We start from the raw sequence: 16,162 nt of genomic DNA, 5'->3' as shown, positions 1-16,162 counted from the left end.
GAGAAGAAAAATGCAAGAGGGGGAAACATCAGTGACCAACACATTCGATTTCGTCGTCGTGGGCGCGGGCTCTGGCGGATGCGCGGTTGCGGGGCGGCTGTCGGAGGATGCGGGGACATCCGTGGCGCTGCTCGATGCGGGCGGACGGAACGACAATTGGCGGATCACCACGCCGTTCGGACTCGCTTTGCCGTACAAGGTCGCGAACTGGGGCTTCGATACCGTGCCGCAGAAGGGATTGAACGGCCGTATCGGCTATCAACCGCGCGGCAAGGGGCTCGGCGGGTCATCGGCGATCAATGCCATGGTCTATATCCGCGGCAACAAATGGGACTACGACCACTGGGCCTCGCTCGGCAATGCCGGCTGGTCGTACGCGGACGTGCTGCCCTATTTCAAGCGCTCGGAGAACAACAGCGATTTCGACGGCGAATATCACGGCAAGGGCGGCCCGCTGCATGTCAACAGGCTGCGCTCGGACAATCCGATCCACGACGTCTTCCATCAGGCCGCCCGCGAGGCGCAGTTCCGCATCCGCGAGGACTTCAACGGAGAGGACCACGAAGGGCTCGGCAGCTACCAGGTGACCCAGCACAATGGTGAGCGCTGGAGCGCGGCGCGCGCCTATCTGCATCCCCACATGGACAAGCGCGCGAATCTGCGTGTCGAGACGCAGGCGCATGCCACGCGCATCCTGTTCGAAGGTCGGCGCGCGATCGGCATCGAATATGTCCAGGGCGAGCAGACAAAGCAGCTGCGCGCGCGGCGCGAGGTGATCCTCGCCTCCGGCGCCTTCCAGTCACCGCAGCTATTGATGCTCTCGGGCATCGGCGACGGCGAGGCGCTTGCCGCGCACGGGATCGGCGTCGTGCATCATTTGCCGGGCGTCGGACGCAATCTGCAGGATCATCCGGATTTCGTATTCGTCTACGCCTCCGACTATCCGCACTTCGTCCACTCTTCGATCGGCCGGCTGCCATCCCTGCTCCGCGCCATCCAGCGCTACCGCCGGGAACGGCGCGGCCTGATGACCACCAATTTCGCCGAGTGTGGCGGCTTCCTGAAGACCCGGGCCGACCTCGATGTGCCCGACATCCAGCTGCACTTCATCATCGCGATGCTCGACGACCATGGCCGCAAGAAGCACAAGGAGGCGGGCTTCTCATGCCATGTCTGCCTGTTGCGGCCGAAGAGCCGTGGCAGCGTCTGGCTGAAAAGCGCCGATCCGCTGGCGGCGCCGATGATCGATCCGAATTTTCTGGGCGAGGCGGAGGATCTCGAGACGATGGTCGCGGGCTTCAAGACCACGCGACGGCTGATGGAGACGCCCGCAATGCGCGCGTTGCAGAAGAAGGACATGTTCACGTCCGATGTGAGAACGGACGACGACATCCGCGCCATCCTGCGCGCGCGTGTCGACACCGTCTATCATCCCGTCGGCACCTGCAAGATGGGAACGGATGCGATGGCCGTGGTCGATCCGGCGCTGAAGGTGCACGGCGTCGAGGGCCTGCGCGTCGTCGACGCCTCGATCATGCCGACACTGATCGGCGGCAACACCAATGCGCCGACCATCATGATCGGAGAGAAGGCGGCGGATATGATCAGGGCGGAGATGCGGGTAAACTAGCATTGCGCGGGCTACGGCAGCCACTTGCTCCGACCTCGTCCTGAGGAGCGCGCTCTTGCGCGCGTCTCGAAGGACGCACCTCGCACTCATCTTCATCCTTCGAGACGCCGCTTCGCGGCTCCTCAGGATGAGGGCGGAGCGTGCGGCAGCTCCTCAATTCAACAAGAACCCGCCGTCCACCGTCACCACGCTGCCCGTCATGTACCGCGAGGCCTTCGAGGCCAGCAGCAGGATCGCGCCGTCGAGATCGGACTCGGCGCCGATGCGGCGCTGCGGGATGCGCTTGGTCAGGCGCTCGCCCGACGGCGTCGACCAGAACGCGTGGTTCATCTCGGTGTCGATGTAGCCGGGTGCCAGCGCGTTGATGCGGATGTTCTGCCCCGCGAGCTCCAGCGCCATCGCTTTGGTCGCCTGGATGATGCCGGCCTTGGAGATCGCGTAAGGCGACACCGCCTTCAGCACGCCGGTGCCGAGCACGGAGGCGATGTTGACGATGTTGCCTGCCTGCTTGCGCGCGATCATGCGCCGCGCGATCTCGGTCGCTAAGAAATAGGCGCCCTTGAGATTGGCGCCGATCACCGCGTCCCAATCGGCCTCGGTCTGCTCGGTCGCGAGCTTTTCGATCGCAATGCCGGCATTGTTGATCAGCACCGTGACCGGGCCGAGCGCGGCTTCCGCGGCATCGACGGCTCGGGCGATCGATGCCGTGTCGGTGACGTCGAGCGCGACGGCGGCGGCACGGCCGCCCTTGCCGCGGATCTCCTCTTCCAGGCTCTTCAGCTTGTCGGTCTGCCGCGCCGCGAGCGCGACGGCCGCGCCATGCGCCGCCAGCACCCGGGCAAATTGCCGCCCCAAGCCCTGGCTCGCACCTGTGACGAGGATGGTTTCCTGACTGACGTCGAATAGGTCTGACATGACGCTTTCCTTGAGCTTTGCAGCCATCAATACAGACGATTTTAACGATCTGAAACCGGAATGATCGGTTCTGCGTTCACTCGTTCCATGGCAGGCTCCCGCGCATGAACAGTTTCGATCTCGCCGTCTATGCGGCGCTCGCAATCGCGATCGGCTTCGGTTTCAGGACTGGTCTGCTGGGCAGCGCCATGACGATCCTGGCCTATCTCCTCGCCGCCCCCATCGCCGTCGCGTTGATGCCGCTGATCGTCCCGCAGGTCGCGGGCAATCCGAATGCGCCGCTGTTGCAGAACTGGCTCTGGTTCTTCGTTATCTTCGTGGTGGTCGGCATGCTGTTTGGACATCTCGGCCGGCTGGCGCTGAGCGACACGATACGGCAGGCCGGCATCGGCGACCGGCTTGGCGGCGCAGCGCTCGGCGCCATCAGGGTCGGCCTCGTCGCCACCACCCTGGTGCTGGTGTTCGACCAGATCGTGCCGGCTAACCGCGAGCCGCCGTTTCTTGCCGGTTCGCACCTGCGGCCGCTGTTCTCGACGGTCGGCCGGATGGGCTTCAAGTCGCTGCCGCCGGAGGCGGCCTCCGCGATCGACCGTCTCAAGCAGGAGCGGCACATCTGATGATGCCCGCACATTTGCATCGCCGCGCAAGTGCGCATGCATTTTGATGCGAGCCAATCCCTTATCAGCGGCGCCAAGGTTGGCTAGAATAGCGGCTCTAAAAACCTAGCTGACATTACGGGAGTGAAACAGTGGATCTTGGGATCAAAGGCCGCCGCGCCATCGTCTGCGCATCCAGCAAAGGCCTCGGACGCGCCTGCGCCATCTCGCTGGCCGAGGCCGGCGTTCACGTCACGCTGACCGCGCGCGGCGCCGAGGCCCTGAAGAAGACGGCCGACGACATCCGCAAGGCCTATCCTGATGTGACCGTCACCGAGATCGTCGGCGACATCACGACGCCGGCGGGCCGCGAGGCCGTGCTGAAGGCCTGCCCCGAGCCCGACATCCTGATCAACAATGCCGGCGGACCGCCGCCCGGCGATTTCCGCAACTGGACCCGCGACGACTGGATCAAGGCGATCGACGCCAACATGCTGACCCCGATCGAGCTGATCAAATCGACCGTGGACGGCATGATGACGCGCAAATTCGGCCGCATCGTCAACATCACCTCGGCCGCGGTGAAGGCGCCGATCGACATTCTCGGTCTCTCCAACGGCGCGCGCGCCGGCCTCACCGGCTTCATTGCCGGCCTGTCGCGCAAGACCGTGATCAACAACGTCACCATCAACGGCCTGCTGCCGGGCCCGTTCGAGACCGACCGCCTGCGCAGCACCGCGAAAGGCGAATCCGAGAAGCGCGGCATCACGCCGGACCAGGTTCTGGCCGAGCGCGCCAAGCTCAACCCCGCGGGCCGCTTCGGCGATCCCGAGGAGTTCGGCTACGCCTGCGCATTCCTGTGCGGCGCCAAGGCGGGCTTCATCACCGGGCAGAACCTTCTGCTCGACGGCGGTGCCTTCCCGGGAACGCTGTGAGGGCAGTCTGGTACGAGGAGACAGGACCGGCGGCGGACGTCCTCACCTATGGTGAGATGGCCACGCCGGTCGCAGGTCCAGGCGAAGTTCGTATTCGCCTGGAAGCCTCCGGCGTCAATCCGGCCGATGTCGGCCGGCGCGGGGGTAGCTATCGCGCGAAGGAATTTTCGCGCGTCATTCCGAACAGCGATGGCGCGGGCTTTATCGACCAGATCGGCGATGGCGCGACGCGGTTCAAGATCGGCGACAGGGTCTGGCTGTTCAATGGCCAGCGCAACGGCCGCGCCTTTGGCACGGCGGCCGAACATATCGCGCTTGCCGAGCATTTGGTGACGCCGCTGCCGGACAATCTCTCTTTTGCGGAAGGAGCGACGCTGGGCATTCCCGCCATGACGGCGTGGTGCTCCCTGTTCGCGGACGGACCGATTGTCGGCAAATCCGTGCTGGTTACCGGCGGCGCGGGTGCAGTCGGGCATTACGCCGTGCAGCTCGCGAAATGGGGCGGCGCGCAGGTGATCGCGACCGTCAGCTCGGCGATGAAAGGCGAGCAGGCGCGACAGGCCGGTGCCGATCTCGTGGTCAATTACAGGGACGAAGATGTCGTTGCCAACGCCATGGCCTTCACCGGCGGACGCGGGGTCGACCACTTGGTCGATGTCGATTTCGGCGGCAACATCGCGACGACCCTGAAGTTGATGGCCATGAATTCGACCATCGCGGTCTACGCCACGAATGGCAACCGCACGCCGACCGTGCCGATACGCGAGTTGATGGAAAAGTGCATCACGCTCCGCTCGCTCGTCTTGTTCGCGCTGCCGCCGGCGCTGCTTGCGGCGGCGCAGGCCGACATCTCGAAATGGCTGGCGGCGGGGCCGCGAATCCACAATGTCGCGGCGCAGTTTGCGCTGTCGGAGACGGCGCAGGCCCATGTCGCCGTCGAAAAAGGCGACAAGCTCGGCACCGTGGTCGTCGACTGCGCGCGCTGATATCGGCCGGAATCACCGCTGTTGCTTGGTGGGCTCGTCTTCGTCCCGCTGGCTCGGACTGGATGAATCGGCGACTGGGTTTCCGTCGGTCCAGTCGACGCCGAATTCGTCGAGCCCGTCGGCGAGCAGATCGCCCAGCATCGGCTCACCGAGCAGATAATGCGCCGTCTCGCGCCGGGGACTGCGATACTCGGCGCGCGCCTCCACCGCGCGTGCGCGCAAATCGTCCCAATCGTCGATCGTGCCGTCGCCGCGGCCGAGCCAGGTCAGTGTGACGAGATCGATCTGCTCGTCCTCGTTCAAGGCCACGATGAAACTTCCGAGTTCGTTGACGACGGGATCGGAGCCGTCATCCTCGAGGACGTCGACCGCATCGTCATCAGTCGCATTCGAGCCGGAATCCGGATCGGAATCCGCCTGCTTGACGTCGAATTCACGCGCCTTTTCGATGATGAAGGCGACCTTCTCCGCGGAAATCGCAAGCTCTGGCATGGCTGGCCCTTTGTCTTTCCCTGGGTTCCCGCGATAACGCCGCACCGCGTCAGATGATCCATTGCGCCTGACAGCGAAACTGCGCATGTTCCCCGCCAAAGCAAGAACATGAGGATGCGCCGGATGCAGTGGAAGGTCGGCAGGGTCAAAATCACTGAGGTCGTGGAATTAGAGACGGTCGGCTCGACCCGCTTCATTCTGCCCTTGGCGAGCAATGCAGAAATCCAGAAGCTGCCCTGGCTGATCCCGCATTTCGCCACCGAAGAGGGCCGGCTGAAAATGTCGATCCATTCGCTGGTGGTAGAGACGCCGACGCGCCGCATCGTGGTCGACACCGGGCTTGGCAACGACAAGCAGGGCCGCAACGTCCCGACCTGGAACAATCGTACCACGCCGTTCCTGGAGACGATGATGGCGGCGGGCTTTCCCCCTGACAGCATCGATACCGTGCTGTGCACGCATCTTCATGTCGACCATGTCGGCTGGAACACGAAATGGGTCGACGGCAAATGGGTGCCGACCTTCCCCAACGCGCGCTATGTCTTCGGCAAGACCGAGTATGAGCATTGGCGCGACCACTCCACCGAACCGGACAAACGGGCCGTGTTTGGCGATTCCGTGAAGCCGATCGTCGATGCCGGCCGGGCCGAGTTGATCCCGAGCGACCACCGGCTCAGCGACGAGATCAGCATGATTCCGACCCCCGGCCACAGCCCCGGGCATATGAGCATTCTGATCCAGTCGGACGGCGAGCAGGGACTGCTGACGGGCGACGTCGCCCATCATCCCTGCCAGATGGCGCATCTCGGCTGGTCCTCGACCGCGGATTCCGACCAAAGCCAATCGGCTACGACGCGGCGCGAATTGTTCGGCCGGTTTGCCGACACCCCGACGCTGGTGATCGGCGGGCATTTTTCGGCCGGGCATATCAAGCGGGACAGGGACGCGTTCAGGTTCGAGGCGCTGGCCTAGGTCTCGTGGCCCCGACGAACCTCCCGAATTGAGAGGGCTGCATTGCGCCCCTCTTTGAGCGGTTGAATTTCCCGCCGCCCTGTTCCATGAAGCTGTTCAACCGATCGGTCCAGTCCAGGGAGAAACGAGAATGAAGCTTGTTCGTTATGGCGAGAAGGGTGCGGAAAAGCCCGGCCTGATCGACAGATCCGGCCAGTTGCGCGACTTGTCGGCGCATGTGAAGGACCTGACCGGCGAGGCCTATTCGCCCGAGAGCCTCAAGAAGCTGGCGGCGCTCGATCCCGCCTCGCTGCCCGCTGTCTCCGGCAAGCCGCGGTTCGGCGCCCCCGTCACCGGCATGTCGAAATTCGTGGCGATCGGCCTCAACTACAGCGACCACGCCAAGGAGACCGGCGCGGAGATCCCGAGCGAGCCGATCATTTTCATGAAAGCCAACACCTCGCTGTCCGGCCCGAACGACGCCATCGAGAAGCCGCGCGGCTCGACCAAGCTCGACTGGGAAGTCGAGATCGCCGCGATCATCGGCACGCGCGCAAAATACGTCTCGGAAGCCGACGCGCTCAACCACGTCGCCGGTTACTGCGTCTGCAACGACGTCTCCGAGCGCGCCTTCCAGATCGAGCGCCTGGGTCAGTGGACCAAGGGCAAGTCGCACGACACGTTCGGCCCGCTCGGCCCCTGGCTCGCCACCAAGGACGAGATCAAGGACGTGCAGAACCTGCCGATGTGGCTCGACGTCAACGGTCAGCGCCGCCAGACCGGCTCGACCAAGACCATGATCTTCTCGATGGCGAAGTGCATTTCCTATGTCTCGCAGTTCATGACGCTGCTGCCCGGCGACATCATCACGACAGGTACCCCGCCCGGCGTCGGCCTCGGCATGAAGCCGCCGACCTTCCTCAATGTCGGCGACGTCATCACGCTCGGCATCGAGGGCCTCGGCGAGCAGCGCCAGGAGATCGTCGCAGCGTAAGCCTCCGTCCTCATCCTGAGGAGCGCGCACAGCGCGCGTCTCGAAGGATAGGCCAAGACCACGGTCGCCCGGCGTTCGCGCCGGGTGACGAGAGAGCGCCTCCCGTTGCCATCCTTCGAGACGCGCGCCAAGCGGCGCGCTCCTCAGGATGAGGTCTGTATGTTTGGCTAGAGGTTATTTCCCATGAAGCTCACCTTCTCCCCCGCCTCGCCCTTCGCCCGCAAGGTGCGCATCGCCGCAATCGAGCTCGGGCTGATCGACAAGATCGAGTTCACGCCGGCAGCCGTCGCGCCCGGCACGGCCAACGAGGACTATTCGAAGATCACGCCGCTGAAGAAGCTACCGGTCCTGATCACCAATGACGGCGACGTTATTTTGGACTCGTACGTCATCGTCGAATATCTCAACGAGATGGCCGGCGGCAGCCTGATTCCCGACTACGGTCCGCGGCGCTGGAAGGCCAAGACCAATCATGCCCTGATCAACGGCATGCTCGATTCCATGCTGCTGTGCCGCTACGAGAAGATGGTGCGGCCGCAGGGCCTGCAATGGCAGGCGTGGTCGGACGACCATTGGAACCGGGCCTGGACCGGCATGGCGCGCTTCGAAAACATGCCCGATGTCCTCAACGGCCCGTTCGACATCTCGCAGATCGGCCTCGTCTGCGTGCTCGGCTATGCCGACTTCCGCTTCGCCGATTGCGGCTGGCGCAAGGCCTATCCGAAGCTCGACGCCTTCCACCAGAAGATGCTGGAGCGGCCCTCGGTGAAGATCTCGGTGCCGCCCGCGGCGTAGTATCGCGACGGCGGGGAGAAGGATGATGCGCGATCGCTTCCCCCGCCTCAGCATTCTCGGCGCGAGCCTCATGCTCGCGTTGACCGTCTCAACCACTTCCGTGCAAGCCGACGGCATGGTGCCTGGACAGCGAAACCTCGCCTGCGAGCCGCCATCGTCAACCGACGACGGCTGGACGACTGCGTCGCCCGACAGCGTCGGCATGGACGGCGCACAACTCTGCGCCATCGCCGCACGACTCGGGCAACGCGCGACTTCGGTCCATTCGGTTGTCGTCGCGCGCCACGGCAAGCTCGTCTTCGAGCAATACTTCGCCGGCTACGACGAACCCTGGGGACAACCGGAGGGACAGCACGAATTCACCGCGACGACGAAGCACGATATGCGTTCGGCATCGAAGAGCGTCGTTTCGCTGCTCGTCGGCATCGCGATCGATCGCAAGCTGATCGAAGGCGTCGACGAGCCTGTGCTCAGATTCTTCCCCGACCATCAGGCGGTGAAGCAGGCGGGCTGGGAGGCCATCACGCTGCGCCATCTGCTGACGATGTCCTCGGGAATGAAATGGGACGAGGCGCGGGCATGGACCGATCCGAACAACGACGAGCCGCATCTCACCTTTGAAGCCGATCCGATCGATTATGTGCTCGGAAGGCCGGTCGCCGCGCCGCCGGATGTGCTCTGGACCTATAATGGCGGCGGGACTGAACTGCTCGGCAATATCCTTGAACGCGTCTCGGGCAAGCCGCTGGAGACGTTTGCGCGCGAGGCGCTGTTCCAGCGGCTCGGGATCGCCGATTTCGCGTGGAAGGCCTACCCGAAGAACGGCAAGATCGCGGCGGCCGCCGGCCTGCGCTTGCGTCCGCGCGATGCCGCCAAGCTCGGCCAGCTCGTGCTCGATCGCGGCCAGTGGAACGGCCAACAAATCGTCTCGGCCGATTGGATTGCACAATCGATCGCACCGCGCTTCCAGGCGATCGGCTATTTCGGCGGCACGCTGTTCTACGGCTATCAATGGTGGATGGGCCGCTCGCTGGCCGGCGGGAGGGAAATCAAATGGGTTGGCGCCTTCGGCTGGGGCGGACAACGCATTTTCATCGTGCCCGAGCTTGATCTCGTCATGATGACCACCGCTGCCCAATACGGCCAGCCGAAGGAAGGGCTGGCCGCGATCGACGTCCTCTCCAACATCGTCATTCCGTCCGTGCGTGACGCACGCTGAGTGCAAGGAAGCGAGCATGAGCCTGAAATACGAGGTCGGCGACCTCACCATCCATCGCGTCGTCGAGCAGGAAACCTCGTTCGTGCCGGCGCTGGAGATGTTGCCGGGGCTGACGCCGGAGCTGCTGGCCGAGAACCGAACGTGGATGAGGGAAGCGAAAGCCCTGGATGACAGCGACACGTTGATGCTGTGCTTCCAGTCCTATGTAATCAAGACGCCGCACCACACCATTCTGGTCGACAGCTGCATCGGCAACGACAAGCCGCGGCCGCAGCGTCCGAAATGGAACATGAAGACCGACGACACCTATCTGCGCGGACTCAACGCTGCCGGATTCTCGCCTGACGACATCGACTTCGTGATGTGCACGCATCTGCATGTCGATCACGTCGGCTGGAACACGCGGCTGGAGAACGGCCGCTGGGTGCCGACTTTCCCCAACGCGCGCTACGTCTTCGCCAAGCAGGAATTCGATCACTGGACCGAGCAGAACGCGAAGGCAGAAGTGCCGCCCTTCGCCGACAGCGTGCTGCCGGTGGTCGAGGCCAAACGCCACGAGCTCATCGGCAACGATCACCAGATCGGCGATCATGTCCGCATCCTGCCGACGCCGGGCCACACGCCGGGCCATATCGCCATCACGATGGGCCACGGCAAGGACGACGCTGTGTTCTCCGGCGACCTCATGCACTCGCCGATCCAGACGCTCTATCCGGAGCTGTCGGTCAAGTTCGACCTCGATCAGGCCAGGGCGGCAGCAACGCGCCGCAGCTTCCTGGAACGCTATTGCGACACCGACACGCTGTGCTGCACCGCGCATTTCCCCTCGCCTTCGGTGGGGAAGATCCGGCGCAAGGGCAGCGGCTTCGTCTGCGCGGCGGTGTGATCTAGCCGATATGCCGTAGGGTGGGCAAAGCGAAGCGTGCCCACCATGCCAAACGCGTTATAGAATGATGATGGGCACGGCGCGCGAAGCGCGCCTTTGCCCACCCTACGCTTCCACCCGTGTGGAGAAAGCAATGACAACGCTCCCCGACGTCCCGCTCCCCGCCGGCATTCGCTCACGCTATGTCGACGATATCAACGGCTTGCGCATGCATGTGCTGGAGGCAGGCTTCGAGACCAAGGGGCGACCCTGCATCCTGCTGCTGCACGGCTTTCCGGAGCTTGCGTTCTCCTGGCGCAAGGTGATGCCGGCGCTTGGCTCGGCCGGCTATCACGTGATCGCTCCGGACCAGCGCGGCTATGGCCGGACGACGGGATGGAGCGCGGAGTACGACGGCGATCTTGCGCCCTTTTCGCTCTTCAACCTGGTGCGGGATGCGCTCGGGCTGGTGTCGGCGTTCGGCTACAGGCAGGTCGATGTGGTCGGACATGATTTCGGCAGCCCGGTCGCGGCCTGGTGCGCGCTAATGCGGCCCGACGTGTTTCGTTCGGTGGCGATGATGAGCGCGCCGTTCGGCGGAGCGCCGCCGCTGCCGTTCAACACGATCGACGCGCCGGCAAAGCCACCGTCCGAAGACCCCGTGCATCGCGAGCTCGCCGCCTTGCCGCGTCCACGCAAGCATTATCAGTGGTACTATGCGACACGCCCGGCCAATGCCGACATGCACCGCGCACCGCAGGGCGTGCATGATTTCCTGCGCGCCTACTATCATCACAAGAGCGCGGACTGGACCGACAACAAGCCGTATCCGCTGAAATCCTGGTCGGCGAACGAACTGGCGAAACTGCCGACCTACTATGTGATGGACCTGAACGAGACCATGGCGGAGACGGTCGCGAAGGAGATGCCCTCGCCGGCCGCGATCGCTGCCAATCACTGGCTGCCCGACCATGAGCTCGGCTACTACAGCGCCGAATACGACCGAACCGGATTCCAGGGCGGCCTGCAATGGTATCGCTGCGGAACATCGGGTGCATTCAACAACCAGTTCCAATTGTTGGCCGGCCGCACCATCGACGTGCCCTCCTGCTTCATCTCGGGCAAGCAGGATTGGGGCACCTATCAGCGCCCCGGCGTGTTCGAGGCCATGCAGGCGCGGGCCTGCACGAAGCTGCTCGGCTGCCACCTCGTCGACGGCGCCGGTCACTGGGTGCAGCAGGAGCAACCGGCCGAGGTGAGCCGCCTGCTGCTCGATTTCCTGGCGAAGAGCCGCGGCGTGGTTTGACCCGGGAACCCAAGCGCCCTATATAGTTTAGAATTGTTCTAAACTAATCAGACAGGGCCGCCGTGAAGAATTTTGCTGATCTGACCGAACGCGAGGTGCTTGCGGTCGCGATCTCCTCCGAGGAGGAGGACAGCCGCATCTACATGAGCTTCGCCGAAGACCTGAAGGAGCGCTATCCGGACTCCGCCAAGATCTTCGAGCAGATGGCCGAGGAAGAGCGCGGCCATCGTCACATGCTGCTGGAAATGTACGAGCAGCGCTTCGGTCCGCATTTGCCCCCGATCCGCCGCGAAGACGTCAAAGGATTCCTGCGCCGCCGTCCGGTCTGGCTCACCAAGAACCTGCCGCTCGACACCATCCGCAGGGAAGTCGAGACAATGGAATTGCAGGCCGAGCGCTTTTACGTGAAGGCCGCCGAACAGGCGCAGGATGTCGGCGTGCGCCGCCTGCTCGGCGATCTGGCCGAAGCCGAGAAAGGCCACGAAGAGGTGGCGGCGAAGCTGACGGACCAGATCCTGAGCTCAGACGTGCGCGCCGAGGAAGACCGCACCAACCGGCGCATGTTCGTGTTGCAATATGTGCAACCAGGTCTCGCCGGCCTGATGGACGGCTCCGTCTCGACGCTGGCGCCGCTGTTTGCGGCTGCCTTCGCCACGCATCAGAACTGGCAAACATTTCTGGTCGGCCTCGCCGCCTCGATCGGTGCCGGCATCAGCATGGGTTTTGCGGAAGCGCTGTCCGACGACGGCTCACTGACCGGGCGCGGTTCGCCCTGGCTGCGCGGTCTCACCTGCGGCTTGATGACGACCCTCGGCGGGCTTGGGCACACCCTGCCCTATCTCGTGCCCGACAGCTGGTCCAACGCATTCTGGATCGCGACCGGAATCGCCGGAATTGTCGTGTTCTTCGAATTGTGGGCGATCGCCTTCATCCGCGCGCGCTACATGGACACGCCGTTCCTCCAGGCCGTGTTCCAGATCGTGCTCGGCGGCGCGATCGTGCTGGCGGTGGGGATCTTGATCGGCGCCGCGTAGGACGTTTTCATGCCCCGGCTTGACCGGGGCATCCAGTACGCCGCGACCTCTCCGCGTCCGATCGGCGCCGGTGGAATACTGGATCGCCCGGTCAAGCCGGGCGATGACTGCGAGTGGGTGCTTGGCTCACCGCGTTCCGTCTTGCTCACACGTCAATCGCGATCAAACGGCGGTTGCGGTGCTGGGCCAAACTGCGCATCATCGTTCGACAATAAGAACAGGAGATGCGCCATGGCCAAATCCGAATGGAGCTTCAAGAGCGCGGTCGCGCTGTCGGCCGCGTTGACCGCGAAGAAGGTTTCCGCGGTCGAGCTCACCCGCGATGCGATCGATCGCATCGAACGGCACGACGGCAAGGTCAATGCGATCTGCGTGCGGGATTTTGATCGCGCGCTGGACGCCGCACGCGAGGCGGACGCCGCATTGGCGCGCGGCGAGCGCAAGCCGCTGCTCGGCCTGCCGATGACGATCAAGGAATCCTTCAACATCGCCGGCCTGCCCACGAGCTGGGGCTGGACGCCGCAGAAAGATTTCAAGCCGGTGGAGGACGCGCTGTCGATCGCCCGGGTGAAGGAGGCCGGTGGCGTTATCCTCGGCAAGACCAACGTGCCCGTGGGGTTAGCTGATTGGCAGAGCTACAACGAGATCTACGGCACGACGAACAATCCATTCGATCTCGGCCGCACGCCGGGTGGCTCGTCGGGCGGCTCGTCGGCGGCGCTGGCGGCAGGCTACGGACCACTCTCGCTCGGGTCCGACATCGGCGGCTCGCTGCGCGTGCCCGCCTTCCACTGCGGGGTCTATGCGCACAAGCCGACCTACAATCTCTGTCCAACGCGCGGCCACACGCCGCCGCCCTTTCCGGCCATCCCGATGGAGCGCGACATGGCGGTGATCGGTCCGATGGCGCGGAGCGCAGTCGACCTGCCCCTGCTCCTGGATGTGATGGCAGGCCCCGATCCGTTGGACCTGGGCATCGGATACAAGCTCGCGCTGCCGGAGGCGCGACACCGCGCGCTGAAGGATTTCCGCGTGCTGGTGATCGACAGCCATCCGCTGCTGCCTGCGAATGCCGATATTCGCAGCACGATCGAGAAGCTGGCGAAACAATTGGCGGGCGCAGGTGCAAGCATCACGCGGGAAAGCCCTCTGTTTCCCGACTTCACCGATGCCTCTCGCCTCTACATGCGCATGCTGATGAGCTTCCTCGGCGCCTTCCTTCCGCCGGACGATCTCGCGGGCGCGCGTGCCGGTGCAGCGCAGCTCTCACCCGACGACAAGAGCCTCGCTGCCGAACGGCTGCGTGGTATCACCAGCACGCATCAGGCCTGGGTGTTCGACGAAGGCGCCCGCGCCGGCCTGCGCGCGCAATGGCGGCACTTGTTCAGGACATTCGATGCGGTGATCTGTCCGATCATGCCCACGCCGGCCTATCCACATGATCATTCGCCGGAGCAGGAAAAGCGCCGGATCAATATCGACGGCAAGGACCACGCCTATCCGGACCAGCTTGCGTGGCCCGGCATCGCCACGCTGACGGGCCTGCCGGCAACGGCTATTCCGCTCGGTCTGTCGAAGGACGGCCTGCCGGTCGGCGTGCAGATCATCGGGCCCTTCCTCGAGGACCGGACGCCGCTCAAGCTCGCCGAGCTTATCGAACGCGAGTTCGGCGGGTTCGTGCCGCCGAAGATGTTCGACGATTGATGCGTTCGTCGTTGCGACGGCGCGCCAGGTCACTGCTCCAGATTCTTCAGCAGCAATTTCAGCGCTGTCGCCGCAAACATCTGCATATTGGCCAAGCGGTCGTTGCTGCCCGTCTCCAGCGCCATCACCTCGACTGCGGGCCCGGCGACCGCCATGCAGCTGTGGCCCGCCGCATCGCCGTAGCGATTGCCGGTGGGACCCGCCGCGCCGGTCTCGGACAACCCCCAATCGCAATTGAAGCGGCTGCGCATCCGCTCGGCCAGCAATTGCGCGTAGGGCTCCGACGAGGAACGACAGCCCTTCATTCCTTCGTCCGAAATATCCATCAGCACGCGCCTGGCATCGCGGGTGTAGACCACGGCGCCGCCGAGGAAATAAGCGGACGCGCCGGGTACCGCGAGAAGGCTGGCCGAGATCAGGCCGCCGGTCGAGGATTCCGCCACGGCAATTGTCTGTTTGCGCGCTATCAGTTTCGCTGCGACCTGTTCCGCAACGCCGACGAGCTCTTTCATTCCTTGACCCCTTATGCCTTCGCAACCGAGCTCGGCCTTTCTAGCATATGACAGCGGCCTTGGCCGAGTTGCAGCCAACGGGCAGGCCTGCTTGAATGGCAGTCAAGAGGCGGAGCGGCCAAGCGCCGCCCGCGAGAAGACGCGACGAGGAAACGTGAAGGACACGTCATGGCGTCCCTGATCGCCGGCGGGGTGGATTGCGATGTGCATCCGGCCGTGCCGCATCTGACCAGCCTGCTGCCGTACCTGAACGACTATTGGCGCGATCAGGTGACGACGCGCGGCATGGTCGATCTCATCTCGCAATCCTACCCGCAGAACTCGCCGATCACGGCGCGGCCCGACTGGCGCCCCGAAAGCGGCAAGCCGGGCGAGAGCCTTGCGGACATGCAGCGCCATGTGCTCGATCCCTTTCAGCTCTCGCATGCCATCTGCAATCCGCTCTATGGCGTGCAGATGGTGTTTTCCGAGGATCTGCAGGCCGCCTTCTGCCGCGCACTGAACGACTGGCTCGTGAAGGAATGGCTCGATCGCGACCCGCGGCTGCGCGGCTCGATCGTGATCCCCACCCAAAGCGTCGAGAAGGCCGTCGCCGAGATCGAGCGCTGTGCGACGGACCGCCGCTTCGTGCAGGTGCTGATGCTGGTGATGGGCGATACGCCGCTCGGCAAGCGCGCGCTGTGGCCGATCTATGAGGCGGCAGAACGGCTGGAATTACCGATCGGCATTCATGCCGGTTCCGCCTATCACAATCCGCCGACCGCCGTGGGCTGGGGTTCCTACCACATCGAGGATTATGCCGGTCAGGCCCAGGCGTTCCAGACCCAGCTCACCAGCCTGATCGTCGAGGGCGTGTTCGCCAAATATCCGCGACTGAAGATGGTGATGCTGGAATCTGGCGTGTCCTGGATCTCCCCATTTCTGTGGCGCCTGCACAAGTTCTGGCGTGGGGTGCGGATGGAGACGCCGTGGGTCGACCGCGCGCCGCTGGACATTGTGCGCAGCAACATCCGCTTCTCGTTACAGCCATTCGATGCGCCGCCGGACGAGGCGACATTAATTCGCCTGTTTGATCATATGCAGTCGGACGAATTGGTCGTATTCTCCACCGACTATCCGCACTGGCAGTTCGACGGCCAGGAGGCGCTGCCCGCAGGTCTCACCCCCGATCTCGTGCGCAAGATCATGATCGATAATCCGCATGCGACCTATCCCCGCCTGACTTAGC

At 64.2% G+C, this 16,162-nt stretch carries 16 protein-coding genes; 13 read left to right on the top strand and 3 right to left on the bottom strand.

The annotated features are described in order from the left end of the window. Nucleotides 1-31 precede the first annotated feature (31 nt). Nucleotides 32-1,630, top strand: coding sequence for a GMC family oxidoreductase (locus ABIB91_RS04825; RefSeq protein WP_354159573.1), 1,599 nt, complete (start codon nucleotides 32-34; stop codon nucleotides 1,628-1,630). A gap of 153 nt (nucleotides 1,631-1,783) precedes the next feature. Here the strand turns inward: ABIB91_RS04825 and ABIB91_RS04820 are convergent, their stop codons facing one another. Next, entirely contained in the window at nucleotides 1,784-2,545 is a 762-nt protein-coding gene (locus ABIB91_RS04820; RefSeq protein WP_354159575.1) for an SDR family oxidoreductase, read from the bottom strand. 104 nt (nucleotides 2,546-2,649) lie between these two features. On the opposite strand from ABIB91_RS04820, the gene ABIB91_RS04815 reads away from it, so the two are divergent. From ABIB91_RS04815 to ABIB91_RS04805, 3 genes are all read left to right on the top strand, one after another. Further along, a complete protein-coding gene (locus ABIB91_RS04815) occupies nucleotides 2,650-3,162 on the top strand; it encodes a CvpA family protein (RefSeq protein WP_354159577.1) in 513 nt (170 codons plus the stop codon). 131 nt (nucleotides 3,163-3,293) lie between these two features. After that, nucleotides 3,294-4,076: an SDR family oxidoreductase gene (locus ABIB91_RS04810; protein ID WP_354159579.1), complete on the top strand. Its 783-nt coding sequence runs from the start codon at nucleotides 3,294-3,296 to the stop codon at nucleotides 4,074-4,076. Next, nucleotides 4,073-5,062: an NADPH:quinone reductase gene (locus tag ABIB91_RS04805; RefSeq protein ID WP_354159581.1), complete on the top strand. Its 990-nt coding sequence runs from the start codon at nucleotides 4,073-4,075 to the stop codon at nucleotides 5,060-5,062. Before ABIB91_RS04810 ends, ABIB91_RS04805 begins: the two co-directional genes overlap by 4 nt. Before the next feature lie 12 nt (nucleotides 5,063-5,074). On the opposite strand, the gene ABIB91_RS04800 is transcribed toward ABIB91_RS04805, so the two are convergent. After that, on the bottom strand, nucleotides 5,075-5,554 hold the full coding sequence (locus ABIB91_RS04800; RefSeq protein ID WP_007599599.1) for a DUF3775 domain-containing protein: 480 nt from the start codon (nucleotides 5,552-5,554) through the stop codon (nucleotides 5,075-5,077). 123 nt (nucleotides 5,555-5,677) lie between these two features. Between ABIB91_RS04800 and ABIB91_RS04795 the strand changes: the two genes are divergently transcribed. From ABIB91_RS04795 to ABIB91_RS04760, 8 genes are all read left to right on the top strand, one after another. Further along, nucleotides 5,678-6,526: an MBL fold metallo-hydrolase gene (locus ABIB91_RS04795; RefSeq protein WP_354159583.1), complete on the top strand. Its 849-nt coding sequence runs from the start codon at nucleotides 5,678-5,680 to the stop codon at nucleotides 6,524-6,526. 130 nt (nucleotides 6,527-6,656) lie between these two features. Further along, on the top strand, nucleotides 6,657-7,499 hold the full coding sequence (locus ABIB91_RS04790; protein WP_354159585.1) for a fumarylacetoacetate hydrolase family protein: 843 nt from the start codon (nucleotides 6,657-6,659) through the stop codon (nucleotides 7,497-7,499). 183 nt (nucleotides 7,500-7,682) lie between these two features. After that, on the top strand, nucleotides 7,683-8,294 hold the full coding sequence (locus tag ABIB91_RS04785) for a glutathione S-transferase family protein (RefSeq protein ID WP_354159587.1): 612 nt from the start codon (nucleotides 7,683-7,685) through the stop codon (nucleotides 8,292-8,294). Nucleotides 8,295-8,319: 25 nt separating this feature from the next. Further along, entirely contained in the window at nucleotides 8,320-9,513 is a 1,194-nt protein-coding gene (locus ABIB91_RS04780) for a serine hydrolase domain-containing protein (protein WP_354159589.1), read from the top strand. A gap of 16 nt (nucleotides 9,514-9,529) precedes the next feature. After that, on the top strand, nucleotides 9,530-10,399 hold the full coding sequence (locus tag ABIB91_RS04775; protein ID WP_354159591.1) for an MBL fold metallo-hydrolase: 870 nt from the start codon (nucleotides 9,530-9,532) through the stop codon (nucleotides 10,397-10,399). A gap of 133 nt (nucleotides 10,400-10,532) precedes the next feature. Further along, entirely contained in the window at nucleotides 10,533-11,684 is a 1,152-nt protein-coding gene (locus ABIB91_RS04770; protein ID WP_354159593.1) for an alpha/beta hydrolase, read from the top strand. A 62-nt stretch (nucleotides 11,685-11,746) separates the two neighbouring features. Continuing rightward, nucleotides 11,747-12,718 carry an iron exporter MbfA gene (gene mbfA, locus ABIB91_RS04765; RefSeq protein ID WP_354159595.1) on the top strand — a complete coding sequence of 324 codons (972 nt, stop codon included), beginning with the start codon at nucleotides 11,747-11,749 and terminating at the stop codon, nucleotides 12,716-12,718. Nucleotides 12,719-12,949: 231 nt separating this feature from the next. After that, complete coding sequence (locus ABIB91_RS04760) at nucleotides 12,950-14,422, top strand: amidase (protein WP_354159597.1); 1,473 nt, start codon at nucleotides 12,950-12,952, stop codon at nucleotides 14,420-14,422. A gap of 29 nt (nucleotides 14,423-14,451) precedes the next feature. Here ABIB91_RS04760 and ABIB91_RS04755 read toward each other — a convergent pair whose 3' ends face one another. Beyond that, nucleotides 14,452-14,934, bottom strand: coding sequence for a CinA family protein (locus ABIB91_RS04755; RefSeq protein ID WP_354159599.1), 483 nt, complete (start codon nucleotides 14,932-14,934; stop codon nucleotides 14,452-14,454). A 168-nt stretch (nucleotides 14,935-15,102) separates the two neighbouring features. Here ABIB91_RS04755 and ABIB91_RS04750 point away from each other — a divergent pair, with 168 nt between their 5' ends. Continuing rightward, a complete protein-coding gene (locus tag ABIB91_RS04750) occupies nucleotides 15,103-16,161 on the top strand; it encodes an amidohydrolase family protein (protein ID WP_354159600.1) in 1,059 nt (352 codons plus the stop codon). Nucleotide 16,162 lies beyond the last annotated feature (1 nt).

Origin of the sequence: Bradyrhizobium sp. JR4.3, assembly GCF_040547695.1 — a bacterium.
Taxonomy (GTDB): domain Bacteria; phylum Pseudomonadota; class Alphaproteobacteria; order Rhizobiales; family Xanthobacteraceae; genus Bradyrhizobium; species Bradyrhizobium canariense.
This window is presented reverse-complemented; position numbering and strand designations above follow the sequence as displayed.

Bases quoted from the DNA above. Each gene is read 5' to 3' on its own strand.
- ABIB91_RS04820 (WP_354159575.1), bottom strand. From the start codon at position 2,545: ATGTCAGACCTATTCGACGTCAGTCAGGAAACCATCCTCGTCACAGGT.
- ABIB91_RS04815 (WP_354159577.1), top strand. From the start codon at position 2,650: ATGAACAGTTTCGATCTCGCCGTCTATGCGGCGCTCGCAATCGCGATC.
- ABIB91_RS04800 (WP_007599599.1), bottom strand. From the start codon at position 5,554: ATGCCAGAGCTTGCGATTTCCGCGGAGAAGGTCGCCTTCATCATCGAA.
- ABIB91_RS04795 (WP_354159583.1), top strand. From the start codon at position 5,678: ATGCAGTGGAAGGTCGGCAGGGTCAAAATCACTGAGGTCGTGGAATTA.
- ABIB91_RS04790 (WP_354159585.1), top strand. From the start codon at position 6,657: ATGAAGCTTGTTCGTTATGGCGAGAAGGGTGCGGAAAAGCCCGGCCTG.
- ABIB91_RS04785 (WP_354159587.1), top strand. From the start codon at position 7,683: ATGAAGCTCACCTTCTCCCCCGCCTCGCCCTTCGCCCGCAAGGTGCGC.
- ABIB91_RS04780 (WP_354159589.1), top strand. From the start codon at position 8,320: ATGCGCGATCGCTTCCCCCGCCTCAGCATTCTCGGCGCGAGCCTCATG.
- ABIB91_RS04775 (WP_354159591.1), top strand. From the start codon at position 9,530: ATGAGCCTGAAATACGAGGTCGGCGACCTCACCATCCATCGCGTCGTC.
- ABIB91_RS04770 (WP_354159593.1), top strand. From the start codon at position 10,533: ATGACAACGCTCCCCGACGTCCCGCTCCCCGCCGGCATTCGCTCACGC.
- ABIB91_RS04760 (WP_354159597.1), top strand. From the start codon at position 12,950: ATGGCCAAATCCGAATGGAGCTTCAAGAGCGCGGTCGCGCTGTCGGCC.
- ABIB91_RS04755 (WP_354159599.1), bottom strand. From the start codon at position 14,934: ATGAAAGAGCTCGTCGGCGTTGCGGAACAGGTCGCAGCGAAACTGATA.
- ABIB91_RS04750 (WP_354159600.1), top strand. From the start codon at position 15,103: ATGGCGTCCCTGATCGCCGGCGGGGTGGATTGCGATGTGCATCCGGCC.